General features: G+C 52.9%; 9 protein-coding genes. 5 read left to right on the top strand and 4 right to left on the bottom strand.

Annotated features, from left to right (window positions below; genetic code table 11):
- The first annotated feature begins 239 nt into the window (after positions 1 to 239).
- The 4 genes from ACN085_RS03305 to ACN085_RS03290 all read left to right on the top strand — a co-directional run bounded on the left by ACN085_RS03305 (position 240) and on the right by ACN085_RS03290 (position 7463).
- The gene (locus ACN085_RS03305; protein WP_419110593.1) at positions 240 to 2039 is read left to right on the top strand and encodes an McrB family protein; all 1800 of its coding nucleotides are present in this window, start codon (positions 240 to 242) and stop codon (positions 2037 to 2039) included.
- A gap of 61 nt (positions 2040 to 2100) precedes the next feature.
- The gene (locus ACN085_RS03300) at positions 2101 to 3381 is read left to right on the top strand and encodes a 5-methylcytosine restriction system specificity protein McrC (RefSeq protein ID WP_419110592.1); all 1281 of its coding nucleotides are present in this window, start codon (positions 2101 to 2103) and stop codon (positions 3379 to 3381) included.
- Between the two features lie 751 nt (positions 3382 to 4132).
- A complete protein-coding gene (gene acnA / locus ACN085_RS03295; protein WP_419100494.1) occupies positions 4133 to 6817 on the top strand; it encodes an aconitate hydratase AcnA in 2685 nt (894 codons plus the stop codon).
- 115 nt (positions 6818 to 6932) lie between these two features.
- The gene (locus ACN085_RS03290) at positions 6933 to 7463 is read left to right on the top strand and encodes a hypothetical protein (RefSeq protein ID WP_419110591.1); all 531 of its coding nucleotides are present in this window, start codon (positions 6933 to 6935) and stop codon (positions 7461 to 7463) included.
- Positions 7464 to 7566: 103 nt separating this feature from the next.
- On the opposite strand, the gene ACN085_RS03285 is transcribed toward ACN085_RS03290, so the two are convergent.
- The gene (locus ACN085_RS03285) at positions 7567 to 9096 is read right to left on the bottom strand and encodes an alanine/glycine:cation symporter family protein (RefSeq protein ID WP_419110590.1); all 1530 of its coding nucleotides are present in this window, start codon (positions 9094 to 9096) and stop codon (positions 7567 to 7569) included.
- A gap of 329 nt (positions 9097 to 9425) precedes the next feature.
- Here ACN085_RS03285 and dxs point away from each other — a divergent pair, with 329 nt between their 5' ends.
- Positions 9426 to 11402 carry a 1-deoxy-D-xylulose-5-phosphate synthase gene (dxs, locus tag ACN085_RS03280; protein WP_419110589.1) on the top strand — a complete coding sequence of 659 codons (1977 nt, stop codon included), beginning with the start codon at positions 9426 to 9428 and terminating at the stop codon, positions 11400 to 11402.
- A 92-nt stretch (positions 11403 to 11494) separates the two neighbouring features.
- On the opposite strand, the gene ACN085_RS03275 is transcribed toward dxs, so the two are convergent.
- From ACN085_RS03275 to msrB, 3 genes are all read right to left on the bottom strand, one after another.
- A complete protein-coding gene (locus ACN085_RS03275) occupies positions 11495 to 11995 on the bottom strand; it encodes a Rieske (2Fe-2S) protein (RefSeq protein WP_419110587.1) in 501 nt (166 codons plus the stop codon).
- A gap of 11 nt (positions 11996 to 12006) precedes the next feature.
- Positions 12007 to 13293 carry an HRDC domain-containing protein gene (locus ACN085_RS03270; protein ID WP_419110586.1) on the bottom strand — a complete coding sequence of 429 codons (1287 nt, stop codon included), beginning with the start codon at positions 13291 to 13293 and terminating at the stop codon, positions 12007 to 12009.
- A gap of 138 nt (positions 13294 to 13431) precedes the next feature.
- The gene (gene msrB, locus ACN085_RS03265; protein ID WP_419110585.1) at positions 13432 to 13854 is read right to left on the bottom strand and encodes a peptide-methionine (R)-S-oxide reductase MsrB; all 423 of its coding nucleotides are present in this window, start codon (positions 13852 to 13854) and stop codon (positions 13432 to 13434) included.
- Between the last annotated feature and the right edge of the window lie 70 nt (positions 13855 to 13924).

Raw genomic sequence — 13924 nt, 5'->3', positions numbered from 1 at the left:
AAAACACATGGACTATCCAGTCTACCGTGCCCAGAGTTCTAAGCGAGAAAAGGTGCAGTAAATCCACGCACATGGCTGAGCTATACATAGGAACCTGTTCACGCAATATACATAGGGACTTGCATACGTGCTTATTATTGATTCGATGGCTTCGTGGCGAGTCAGACCTAGCGCTCTTACAAGCTGGTCTCTAAGATAAAGCTAAAACTGCTTTCTCAGACAGGGGACGAACCTAAGGTATGCAGGAAAATATCTATACGCTCAGAATAACAGCTCAAGACGTAACCTCAACAGAACCTGAGTTCACAATGGAAAATGTTTGGGCTGGGGATTACTATAAGCCCGTAGAGGTCTATTTTGAAAGTGCCCAGGGTGATGTAACCACCCGAGATCGACAGCTCTATGAACGGAGCATCTCAAATCAGACGTTACCACGGCTAGCCGCACAGATTTTTGAAGACCAGATTCTCGCATTAGATGATGAAGAACGTCTGAGTTTCCCAGTATGCCGATATGGCACTCAGGAGCCTTTTCGTGGGTTGTATTTTAGTATCGAAGAATTTAGGAAATACCGGAACACTATCGAATATGTTCAGTATAAAACAAGAGATGGACGCACTTTAGTCTTCTACTGCTGGAATATCTTTTCAACCCTAGTTTTTGCGAAAGAGTGTCTTGAACGGTTTGGTGAACCTGGAGATACCTTTGTTTTGAAGTACCAAGACAAAGGAACCCCAAATGAGAAAGATGCTCCTCAAGAAGAATCAGTCACTGCATATAGTGCCTATGCCCATGCACTTAAAATATCTCGAAACATCATCTTCCGTGGTGCCCCTGGTACAGGAAAGTCGTATCTAGCTAAGCAACTTGCTGCACAAATTATTAGCGAAGGTAAAAAACAAGATTACAACCAGCTTACTGAACGGGAACTTGAGCAAGTCGAATTCGTACAGTTCCACCCTAGCTATGACTATACAGATTTTGTTGAGGGGCTACGTCCTGTGCTAGCAGAAGATGGCATCGTTGGGTTTGAGCTAAAGGACGGTATCTTCAAGGCCTTTATCGGTAGAGCTCGTAAAAACTACGTTGACTCTACAAAATCTAGTTCGGAGCTAGTAAAAGAAATCGAGGCAGAACAGAGAATAACGAGCTTCTTGAACTCAATCGATTTTGAAGTTCAAACTCTAGCAACTCGAAGTGGTAATCGTTTTAGAATTACCAACGTTACCTCTGATGTCATTGAGGTAGAGATTCCCGATAATGAAATATCTAGAAGTGTCAAGGTTAAACTATCTGAGCTTAAGAGGCTTCTGGAATCAGAACGGATTTTTTCCACGGTTACAGAGTCATCCACTTACCTGGGGCGATTTAATAAGACTCAAGGAGACTCTTACCTGTACTCCATTTATGAAAAGATAGTGGGTCGTGATGTGGAGAGTGAAGCTACAAAAGTTGAGTCGGTGCCTCTCAAAAATTACGTGTTCATTATTGATGAGATCAACAGGGGTGAAATATCCAAGATTTTTGGTGAGTTATTTTTTGCTATTGATCCAGGGTACCGCGGCCCTGCGGGAAGGGTTTTAACTCAGTATTCTAACCTGGCATCAAATAAGGAATCAACATTTTATATTCCCGAGAACGTTTACATTATTGGCACTATGAATGATATTGATAGATCTGTTGATAGTTTTGATTTTGCGATGCGTCGTAGATTTAGGTTTATCGAAATCAAAGCTGAAGAACAAATAGATATCCTTAATCAACTTGAAGATGATTTTCTAATTAATGATGCAATTAACAGGCTTAGTCGTCTTAATCAAATGATTGAAACGATTGAGGGGCTAAACCGTAATTATCACATTGGGCCAGCGTATATGTTGAAAGTCAAAGAGATTGGGAGCTTTGACCTTCTGTGGAGTGATTATCTTGAACCCATACTGTATGAGTATATTCGGGGTCTTTATAATGAAGATGAGCTGATGGGATCTCTACGCTCTGCATATTTTGGTGAATTGGGTGAAATTGATAACCAGAATTAGGGTCACAGATAACTCTACTCTCCTAGCAGCTTCCGTCGATGGTATTCCAAAGGTTATCGATTTGATTGCCGACCAAGAACTGATTTCTCTTGAGAGGCAGGGAATCCTTCTATTTCCAGGCAGTATGGCACAATCTCAAGATATGACCAGTAAACAGGTCGTGTTGAAGTCTAAAGGAAAAACTCAGTATCAGACTGGGAATCTGATGGGCTTGGTGCAAGTGGATGATGAACAGCTTGTGATTGCATCGAGGTTTAGTCCCTTAGAGACGGACTACTTCCTCCATTACATGCTGGCGAAGGTTTTAGATATTCCAAATCTGCTCAATTTAGTTGCGGCTGGTGGGGATGGCACAAATACTTATGATTTTGCGAGTTTCCTGTTTCCTCAATCTCTGAAAGCCTCACTGCGAAAAGGGGTCTATAAAAGCTATCAGACCGTAGAATATAATGACTCTAGTGTTCGTGAGGGACTGGATTTAGCTCGACACATACGGATCAATACTCCCTTTACCGGCCGAGTTGCCTACAAGCAAAGGGAATTTACCTTAGATAATCCGCTCACGCAACTTGTTCGCCACACTATTGAGCTCTTAAAAACTAAACCGCACCTGTCCATGGTTTTGGATACCGCCCATGAGGAAATCTCAAAAGTTATAGAAGTGACCCCCTCCTACAGGAGGGCAGACCGGATGCGGGTTATCCAGCATGCTGAAAGGCTTCCAATCCGGCACGCTTATTTCCATGAATACTCATTGCTCCAACGCATCTGCCTGTTCATTCTGAAGCAGGTTAGACATGGACTTGAAGACAGTCCGATGAAGATTCATGGAGTACTCTTTGATGGGGCTTGGCTATGGGAAGAATATGTTAATACCCTCATCGGTGAATACTTTTACCACCCGCTTAATAAGGCTGGGGTAGGGAGGGAGCATCTTTTTACTTCCGAAAGAGGAGGGCTGACAGGGTCGATCTTCCCTGACTTTATTGGGAAAGATAGATCTGCACCTGTTGTTGCAGACGCTAAATATAAGCCCCAAAGAAACATTAATGGTTCAGATTTTCACCAAATTCTGTCGTATATGTTCCGTTTCGAGGCTGACAAGGGTTTCTTTTTATATCCCTGCAATCTGCTAGATACTAGGGAAAAAAATTCACTCTATCGACTTAATGGTGGTTCAACGATGGCAGGGAACCTGCACAGAAGCCGCGATATTTTTGTCGAAAAAGTGGGTCTGTCTATTCCCCAAAAGGTTAGCTCATCAACAGAGTTTGCTCAAAAGATGGAGGAACAAGAACAGGTTTTCTTATCCAGCGTCCTGGAAGCTGAACTGACTGTATGAGAGTGAGTCGGAGCAAACAGGCCGTAGATACCTAAAACTCCGAGAACTAGGATGGCTGCTCCAAATGGAATAGCTGTGGTGTTGTATGCTGATGCTACGAAAGCGTCGGCCAATCCTATTCCCATCTGCTAGCTCAAAAAGAGAAGGAATCAAATGGGAGCTACAGCAGGGGAATATAAACCGGATAGCGTGCTTTGTGTAGTAGGGGGCTATACCTCGCAACCACTTGCGCGCCTTCAGCAGAGCAACTAAGAGAAGTGCAGTGGTGAGGCCCCACATCACTGTGATAGTGAGGCTAAACTAGTAAGTTTCTTTCATCATGCTGTAAATCTTGGTGGTGGCGTAGCCCGGGTAGGCCATTAACGGGTTCCGCCAAGAGAGTATACAAGCCGTAATAGGTAGTTAGCACTAGCCCGACGGCCTAGATAAAGCCCAGCGCGGTTGTCCATGAGAAACAATCATGACTCTGTTCAGGTACAAGGGTGCAATATATTAACGGTACTTTTTCTTTTCCAAATCCGAAAAAATCGTGTCCGGGGTGGGATGAGCGAGCTCTCCCTGAAATATGTAGACGAAACATTTACTAACGCTTTGTCTTCAAAATATGTGAACAACGTGATACGGGGTACACTAAGATGCAGTGGCTTTACGCCTTCCGGCTCACACTGAGCATCACACACCCACTGCACGGACGCAGTGGTACCGGAAGCGGGGAGCCGATCATAAGACAGTGTCGAGAGGAGTCCCACATATGAGCACTGTGGACAGCTTCGGTTCAAAGGGCGTTTTGAACGTCAACGGAACCGACTATGAAATTTTCCGTCTAAAGGCAGTAGAAGGCTCGCAAAAACTGCCCTACTCTCTTAAGGTTCTCCTAGAAAACCTTTTGCGCACCGAAGACGGCGCCAACATCACCGAGGGCCACATCAAGGCTCTTGCAAACTGGGATCCCAGCGCCGAACCGGACACCGAAATCCAGTTCACCCCTGCCCGCGTTATCATGCAGGACTTCACCGGCGTACCCTGTGTCGTTGACCTAGCTACCATGCGTGAGGCTGTCAAGGAGCTGGGCGGAGATCCCTCCAAAATCAACCCCCTGGCACCTGCTGAACTGGTCATCGACCACTCCGTTCAGATCGATAACTTCGGTACCGCTGATGCCATTACCCGCAACATGGATATCGAGTACCAGCGCAACGGCGAACGCTACAAGTTCCTGCGCTGGGGCCAGACCGCTTTTGATGACTTTAAGGTCGTTCCCCCGGGCATGGGTATCGTGCACCAGGTCAACATCGAGTACCTGGCACGCACCATTATGGCCCGCGAAGTAGGTGGCGTCCTGCGTGCCTACCCCGACACCGTTGTCGGTACTGACTCCCACACCACCATGGTCAACGGCCTGGGCGTTCTGGGTTGGGGCGTTGGCGGTATTGAAGCTGAGGCAGCCATGCTGGGCCAGCCCGTATCCATGCTGATTCCGCGCGTCGTTGGCTTCAAGCTCACCGGCTCTATTCCCGCCGGTGCTACCGCAACCGACGTTGTTCTGACCATCACCGAGATGCTACGTCAGCACGGTGTTGTCGGTAAGTTCGTTGAGTTCTACGGTGACGGTGTTGGCCAGGTACCTCTGGCTAACCGCGCCACCATCGGTAACATGAGCCCCGAGTTTGGTTCAACTGCGGCCATGTTCCCCATCGACGAGCAGACTCTGGAATACCTGCGCCTGACCGGCCGCAGCCAAGAGCAGGTTGCACTGGTTGAGGCCTACACCAAGGAACAGGGTCTCTGGCACGATCCCTCAGCAGAGGTCGAGTACTCCGAGTACCTGGAACTGGACCTGTCCACCGTGGTGCCCTCCATCGCCGGGCCCAAGCGCCCCCAGGACCGTATCCAGCTCACCGATGCCAAGGAACAGTTCGCAAACGATATTAAGAACTACGCGGCTTCTGGCGAAGACGCTAAGTCCGTTGCCGTTTCAATGGCCGATGGCCGCGAGTTCGAGCTCAAGAACGGTGCAGTGTCGATTGCGTCGATTACCTCCTGCACCAACACCTCGAACCCTTCGGTCATGATGGCCGCCGGTGTACTGGCTCGTAACGCAGCAGCCAAGGGCCTGACAGCTAAGCCCTGGGTCAAGACCTCTATCGCACCGGGCTCCAAGGTTGTCACTGACTACTACGAGAAGGCTGGCCTCCTGCCTGACCTGGAGAAGCTGGGCTTCTTCGTTGTAGGCTACGGTTGCGCTACCTGTATCGGTAACTCCGGTCCGCTGGAACCAGAAATCTCCGAGGCCATTCAGGAAAATGACCTGTCCGTCACCGCGGTACTCTCCGGTAACCGCAACTTTGAGGGTCGTATCTCACCTGACGTCAAGATGAACTACCTGGCTTCACCGCCACTGGTTATCGCCTACGCCCTGGCCGGTAGCATGGACTTCGACTTCGAGAACGATGCCCTGGGTACCGACGCAGATGGCAACCCCGTCTACCTCAAGGACATCTGGCCTGACCCCGCCGAAGTACAGCAGATTATCGACGCCTCTGTCGATACCGACATGTACACCAAGGAATACGGCACCATCTTTGACGGTGACGAGCGCTGGCAGGCCCTGGACACTCCCACCGGCTCCACTTTCGAGTGGGACCAAAAGTCAACCTATGTGCGCAAGCCCCCATACTTTGAGGGCATGACCATGGAGATCACCCCCGTAGAGGACATAAAGGGCGCTCGCGTTCTTTTGAAGCTGGGCGACTCTGTGACCACCGACCATATCTCACCTGCAGGTTCCTTCAAGGCAGATACCCCTGCTGGCCGTTACCTGATTGAGAACGGGGTAGAGCGTAAGGACTTCAACTCCTACGGCTCACGCCGTGGTAACCATGAGGTCATGATTCGCGGTACCTTTGCCAACATCCGCATCAAGAATCAGCTGCTGGACGGTGTTGAGGGCGGTTTCACCCGCGACTTCACCGCTGGCGGCGAGCAGACTACCGTTTACGATGCTGCACAGAACTACCAGGCTGCGGGTATCCCGCTGGTTGTACTGGGCGGTAAGGAATACGGCACCGGTTCATCACGCGACTGGGCAGCTAAGGGCACCACCTTGCTGGGCGTCAAGGCTGTTATTGCTGAGTCCTTCGAGCGTATCCACCGTTCTAACCTGATCGGTATGGGTGTTGTTCCCCTGCAGTTCCCTGCGGGTGAATCCCACGCCTCACTGGGCCTGACCGGTACCGAAACTTTCGATATCACCGGCCTGACCGAGCTGAACGAGGGGACTACCCCCAAGACCCTTAAGGTCACCGCTACTGCCGAAGATGGCACCGTCACCGAGTTCGACGCTGTAGTACGCATTGATACCCCCGGTGAAGCCGACTACTACCGCAACGGCGGTATTCTGCAGTATGTTCTGCGTAACCTGGTGCGCGGATCCTAACCAGCGCGCAACCTAGGCTGGCTCTAGCCAGTTAGTCTGGAGGGCCTGCTCTACCTATCGTGGGGCAGGCCCTCCTCTATATCCAAACTGCGGGTAGCTACTGTAGCCTATCGGTATGACCCAGAATAATTCACAGTACAAAGTGAGCGCAGGTCCCGCATCACGAGAAGGGCCGGCTGTCGTTCTGTGGCTGGGGCTTGTCTTGATAGTAGCGGGGCTTGTGGATGCCTTCCTGCTGGTACCGCTCACCGGTGGGGTAGCTAGCGGATTGTCGGCCTATCTGATATTCGTAGCCCTGGGCTGGGTCTTCTTTGCGCTGTGTCTTGTGGCCCTTGCCTGGTATCTTGTCAGCGGTACTCGGCTTCTCAACAGGCCTCAAGCCGGTGGAGCACTGGGTGCAGGGCGCTATCTGGCTAAAGTGGGGATTGCTTCTTGGATGTCGGCCTGGATAAGCCTGACCTATATTTTGCCCGGGATGCTAGCCAGGGAACCCTCGCGTGATGCTACGGGTGACCACGATGCCCTGCAACATTTTCTCCTAGGAGATTTTCTGGTTTCGCTTGGTATGCCCGCACTGCTTCTAGGTCTTATTGCCTTCTTGAGCGCCGCTGTGTGTTTTACTTTGGCAAGGATAAAAGCCTCCTAGGCGCTATATGCCCCGCCTACTGGTTCTCTTTAAAAATTAAAGAGGCTGTTTTCCTCCCGCCTGGGGAGGAAAACAGCCTCTACGGTTGTAGCCGGCTTGGAGCCTACTTCTTCTGAACCGGGATTGCACCGGTTTTCACATCGTAGTAGTTCTCCCAGAAGTCGGCGTTTCTAATGTCAAGAGCCCGCGGATCAAACAGGGGATCCTGGCCCTGCTTGCGTTGCTGTTCGTAGTCACGCAGGGCCTGCAGCGCAGGCTTCTGAATGACCAGAATACCGACGACGTTCAGCCAAGCCATGAGCCCTACACCGATATCGCCTAGGGCCCAGGCCTCACCAGCACTATTGACGCAACCTACTACTGTGGCAACCAGAATGAGGAGCTGTAACAAGCGTAGGAGACCATTAGAAACTGTTTCATTTTTGAGGTTCCTGGTCAGGTAACGCAGGTTGGTTTCAGCCATGTAGTAGTAAGCAATGATGGTGGTGAAGGCAAAGAACCCCAGCGATACAGCGATAAAGATGGTGCCGGCTCCAGGTAAGAGAGTATCAAAGGCGGATTGCGCAAAGGCTGGCCCCACAGTTGCCTCTGGATCTAGCGTCCCCGATCCTTCTGCAAGCACGGGGGTATCTGCTGATCCCCCCTGGTAGACCCGGTACATGCCGGTTGAAAGAATCAGGAAAGCAGTAGCAGAGCAGACGAAGAGGGTGTCAATGTAGACGGCCATAGCCTGAACAAAGCCCTGGGATGCGGGGTGCTTGACCTCGGCGGCAGCTGCAGCGTGGGGGCCGGTGCCCTGGCCTGCTTCGTTGGAGTAGATGCCTCGTTTGACGCCCCATTCAACAGCAGTACCCACAATGGCACCGAAGGTTGCATGCAGGCCGAATGCTGAGCTAAAGATGAGGTTAACGACGTCCCCCAGCATGCCAATATTAATGAAGCAAACAATGACTGCGAGAATGATATAAATAACGGCCATGATAGGAACGACCACTGAGGCAAAGGCCGCGATACGCTTGACGCCACCCACCACGATAAAGGCAAGAAGAATGGTGATACCGGTTGCAGTCATCCAGGGGTGAATTTGAGGGAAAGCGCCCTGCATGGAGGTAGCGATACCGTTAGCCTGAACTCCGGGCAGGAAGAAGCCGCAGGCTAGCACGGTAGCGCAAGCAAAGAGAGAGACGTAGACCTTGAAAAGCCCCGAGTACTTGGTGTGCCGGTAGGCCTTTTCGAAGTAGTAGGCGGGGCCGCCGCGGTATTCACCGGTGACCTTATCGCGTTCTTTGTAGATCTGCCCTAGGGTGGACTCGATAAAGGAGGTTGCAGAGCCCAGGAAGGCAACCGCCCACATCCAGAAGACGGCACCCGGGCCACCAAAGGCGATAGCAGTTGCCACGCCTGCGATGTTACCTGTACCCACACGCCCTGCCAGCGACAGGGCTAGTGCTTGGAAGGAGGAAACGCCATCTTGCGAAGACTCGCCCTTGAAGGTAGCTCGAAGCATAGAGGGAATCTGGCGAATCTGGAGGAGCCGGGTTCTGATGGTGAAGTAGACGCCTACGGCCAGGCACAGATATACCAGCACTGGAGACCAAATGATCTCGTTCAGCCAGGTGATGAATGCGGTCATGATGTGTACAAATCCGTTCGTGCGGGGTCAGCTGCTAGCTAACTGCGTAATGATTCACCCCAAATATAGCAAGTAATGTGTGCTGTCACACATTTGGGTCTTGAGTAATGATACTAATACGCCCCCTGGTCTCTTAGGGTGAAATGACGCGGCCTGTAACTTAGCTGAAATGAAAACGGCGCTTTTGCTCTCACAACGCGAATCGCTAAACGACCACCAAGCGGGTAAAGTTACTTAACTGCAAGACACCAGAGACTGTAACCACTGGCTCGCTCCGTAGCTCCTTACCAGGAGACTCAGCCGGCCGGTCAGGTTGTGAGGGAGACATCGTGGGATTACTAGAAACTATCCGGGAGCCGGGGCACCTGAACTCCTTGAGCTCGCAGCAGCTGACGGAGCTGGCTCAGGAAATCCGCGATTATCTGGTTGCCAATGTCTCTCAGACCGGGGGGCATCTTGGCCCCAACCTCGGTGTTGTTGAGCTGACTCTTGGGATTCACCGGGTCTTCGATTCACCGCAGGACTCCATCATTTTTGATACCGGGCACCAGTCTTATGTCCACAAGCTGGTTACCGGTCGGCAAGATTTTTCGACCCTGCGCCAGAAAGGCGGTATCGCTGGCTACCCTGAGCGGGCTGAGTCTGAGCACGATATCGTTGAGTCCTCACACGCTTCGTCGTCTCTGTCATGGGCTGACGGTGTTTCCCGCGCCTACCAACTCACCGGCCAAAAGGACCGTTACACTGTTGCCCTCATCGGCGATGGTGCCCTAACCGGTGGCATGGCCTGGGAAGCTATCAACAATATAGCGGCTGATAGATCCCGCAAGGTCGTCATTGTTGTTAACGACAACGGTCGTTCCTACGCGCCGACCGTGGGTGGGTTCGCTAACCACCTGGCTGCCCTGAAACATGAACTTCAGAATAAGGTCGATAAGGTTCGCCTGGACTCGCGCTACGAGCGCACCCTCGATATTGCCCGCACCAAACTTCAGAAGAGCGGCCCCCTGGGACAGATGGTCTACCGTGGGTTGCACGGCATGAAAGCGGGCATTAAGGACGTCATGGTGCCCGGTGGCATTTTTGAAGACCTGGGGATGAAATACGTGGGACCGATTGACGGCCATGATCTGCAGGAAATCGAGCAAGCCCTAGAATCAGCTAAAAACTATGGTGGCCCCGTTATCGTTCACGCTATGACCGAGAAAGGCCACGGTTACGCCCCGGCAGTAAGCGATAAAGACGATATGTTCCACGCTGTGGGGGTGATTGACCCTGATACCGGTGAAGCCCTAGCTAAGTCCTCTGGTAAATCCTGGACCAGTATCTTTGCTCAGGAAATCAAAGATATTGCCGATGAGCGCGAGGACATTGTCGGAATCACCGGCGCTATGCTCATTCCTGTTGGGCTCAAACCTATGGCTATGGCCCACCCGGGCCGCGTGATTGACGTAGGAATCGCTGAACAGCACGCTCTTGCCATGAGCGCGGGTCTGGCCTACGGCGGCCAGCACCCTGTCATTGCCCTCTACGCCACCTTCCTCAACCGTGGTTTTGATCAGCTCCTCATGGACGTTGCCTTGCATAAGGCTGGTGTAACCCTCGTCTTGGACCGTTCCGGCGTGACCGGCCCCGATGGCCCCAGCCACCACGGCATGTGGGATTTGGCTCTTCTGCAGTTTATTCCGGGCCTGCATCTTGCAGCTCCCCGTGACGCAGTGACCCTGCGTGAGGAACTGCGAGAAGCCGTGGCTATCTCCGATGCTCCTACGGTTGTGCGCTACCCCAAGGGCTCAGTAGGCCCCGATATTCCCGCCCTTGAACGGACCGCAGACGGGACCGATATTCTCAGGCGGCTAGGGGAGCCTCACGCTGAAAGCGGTCAGCGCGACGTGCTTTTGATTGGCGTGGGTGCTTTTGCCCGCCTAGCGCTTGATGTAGCCGAACTGCTGGGTAGCCAGGGGGTGAGCCTAACGGTGGTAGATCCCCGCTGGGTCATGCCTGTACCTGCCAGCCTTATTGAGCTGGCAGGGGAGCACCGCATCGTGGTTTCCCTTGAAGACGGCGTCCGAGCCGGTGGCGTAGGTTCCCGGATTCGCCAGGAAATGCGCGCAGCTGGTATCGACACAGCACTGAACGAGCTGGGTCTGCCCGCCGAGTTCATCAAGCACGCTGAGCGCGGTGAAATTCTTGAGGAAGTGGGGCTGACACCTCAAAAAATTAGCGCCGATATTCTGGCTCAGCTTTCGGGCGATATGGTGCCTTTCGCGCGAACAGAGGGCGAACGGCCTAAACACACCTCCTAACCCTCCAAATCCCAGCGCAGGGACACTCAAAGCGGCTCTTCCTTCAGCAGAAGAAAGAGCCGCTTTAGTTTTTCTATTGTCTACCGGTAGCCTTAGCCGACCCAGATACGTCCGTCTTTAACCTCGACCGGGAATTCCGCGATCGGAGTCTCAGCCGGACCACCAAGGACAGATCCATCCTCCAGCGAAAAAACTGAGGAGTGGCAGGGGCAGGAAATACTTTTATCTTTCAAGGCCTTGAGCTGGCACCCCTGGTGGGTGCAGACCGATGAGAAGGCATGGAAAGCGCCCTCGGTGGGCTGGCTAATCATGACGACGCTCCCCTTTGCTATAGCCTGAATTACCCCGCCGACCGGTACGTCGCTGGTGGCGGCCATGTCGGTTGGTTCGGCAGGGCGACCGTCGCTTTCGGTGAGTGTTTGGCCATCCTTGGAGCCGCAGGCAGAGAGCAGAACCGCGCCTGCCCCCAGGCCACCAGCACCAATAATCGCTGTGCGGCGGGAAAACCCTGAAAGGTTACTCGCGGCTAGCTCCTGGGGAGCATCAACAATGGGTTTTTCTTCTTTATTCTGACAGCCGCATGTGGTGCACATGGGTACAATCCTTACTGTGAGTGTTGGGCTCTGACCCGGGTGAATACCCTGGCTAGATGCCCCGCTACACGTTCAATCTGCCACTGACGCGCCCCAAGTTCAAGCAGGGCTAACCTAAGTTCTTGCTCACCCGAACCCGCAGGCGGGTCCCAGCACAGCCTCCGCAGGATATCGGGGGTCAGCAGGTTTTCTTGAGGCATACCGAGTTGCTCACTGATCTCAATAACAAGGGGCTTAGCTTCTGCAATCAGTTCAGCGGAAAGCGGCCTCTTAACCTCCCAGGCCTTCAGCGGCGGCGGCCCAGACGCAGGCAGAGTGAAAGGAACCGGGCTGGGTTCCTTCTTCGCCTCGGTAATGGCCTTGACCCAGCGGGGAGCCTCTCGTTTGAGGGAACGAGTCTGAAAACCCGGTATCGCCAACACCGCTGGAACTGTCTGCGGCATGATACGCGCCGCAGCAATCAAGGACGAATCGGGAAGCAGCCGCTTGGGGGCCACATCTTTTTTCTGCGCAAGGTGATCACGCTCGTACCAAAGATTACGCAGAGCGGTGAGCTGGCGGCGGGTTTTCAAATCCCTGATGCCCTTGGTCTTGCGCCAAGGATCAGGTTTCTGCTCAAACCCGGTGCGCTCGCGAACTGCGTTGAATTCTTCCCGGGCCAGTTCGAGTTTGCCCTGTGCCCTGAGCTCAGACTCAACGGCATCGCGCAAATCGAGCAGAATATCAACGTCAAGAGCCGCATAGTTGAGCCACTGCGCGGGCAGGGGCCGATGGGACCAGTCCACCGCTGAGTGCTCCTTGGCGAGCTTATAACCCAGCAAATGCTCGACCATATAGCCCAAGCCAACCCGCTCAAAGCCAGCAAGACGACCGCCCAGTTCGGTATCGAAAAGCACATCGGGGCGCATCCCCAGCTCTGCCAGGCAGGGAAGGTCCTGGCTTGCGGCGTGGATAACCCACTCAGCGCCGGCTAAGGCCTCGTTGATGGGGGAGAGATGGGGGAAGCTCTCCGGGTCAATGAGGATGACCCCGGAGTTACCTCGTTTGAGCTGTACCAGGAAAGCTCGCTGACCGTACCTGATGCCCGATGCTCGTTCGGTGTCGACTGCTACCGGACCGCTCTGGGAGGCAAGGATGTCGGCAACTCTCTGCAGGCCACGGTCGGTGGTAATAACGCTGGGAGTGCCACCGTCGGGTTCATCGAGAAAGACAACCTCGGGAATCGTGATTCCCTCGGGTATCTCAAAACCCCCGGTGGAGGCGCTTAAAGGTGCTGCCACCTTGTCCGTTTGCGCCACAATAAAACTCCCTCCCGGTGGAAAACTACCCCACTATTATGTCAGCTAACCCTGTTACCCGGTTATGTCGCGAGTGTGAGATTGAACGGTAGAAGATTACCTCATGCTTACATATTTCTTGCTGTCCTGTTTCTCAAGCTAGGGCTCAAGCGGTTTCTCATTCAGAGTGAGACAGACAGAATTGATGCAGTAACGCAGGTCTGTGGGGGTATCGTAGCCCTCACCCTTAAAGACGTGGCCAAGGTGAGAATCACAGGCGGCACAGCGCACTTCAACACGAACCATTCCCAAAGACCGGTCCTCTATATAAAGCACTCGGTTTTCTGCCAAGGGCTCGAAGAAGGCAGGCCAGCCGCAGTGGCTCTCAAACTTCTCGCTGGACCGGAAGAGCTCGGTGCCGCAAGCCCTGCAGGAGTAGATACCCTCGGTGGTGGTATCCCAGTATTGGCCGGTGAAGGCAGGCTCGGTACCGCCCTCTCTGAGCACAGCGTACTCAGTAGGGGTCAGAACCTCTTTCCAGTTTTTTGCGATTTTTCCTAGGCCCGGTAGATGCTCAGACATTTTGTATAGTCCTTACCCATATCGATAACACAGTATGTATATTCAGCCAGATTACACCCAGTGGAATAAG

Source organism: Rothia sp. P4278, assembly GCF_048512945.1.
Lineage (GTDB): Bacteria > Actinomycetota > Actinomycetes > Actinomycetales > Micrococcaceae > Rothia.
Note: the sequence above shows the minus strand (reverse complement) of the source record. Positions and strands in the feature narration are given on the sequence as shown.

Coding starts and splice junctions, on each gene's coding strand:
- ACN085_RS03305 (WP_419110593.1), top strand. CDS start 240: ATGCAGGAAAATATCTATACGCTCAGAATAACAGCTCAAGACGTAACC.
- acnA (WP_419100494.1), top strand. CDS start 4,133: ATGAGCACTGTGGACAGCTTCGGTTCAAAGGGCGTTTTGAACGTCAAC.
- ACN085_RS03290 (WP_419110591.1), top strand. CDS start 6,933: ATGACCCAGAATAATTCACAGTACAAAGTGAGCGCAGGTCCCGCATCA.
- ACN085_RS03285 (WP_419110590.1), bottom strand. CDS start 9,096: ATGACCGCATTCATCACCTGGCTGAACGAGATCATTTGGTCTCCAGTG.
- ACN085_RS03275 (WP_419110587.1), bottom strand. CDS start 11,995: ATGTGCACCACATGCGGCTGTCAGAATAAAGAAGAAAAACCCATTGTT.
- msrB (WP_419110585.1), bottom strand. CDS start 13,854: ATGTCTGAGCATCTACCGGGCCTAGGAAAAATCGCAAAAAACTGGAAA.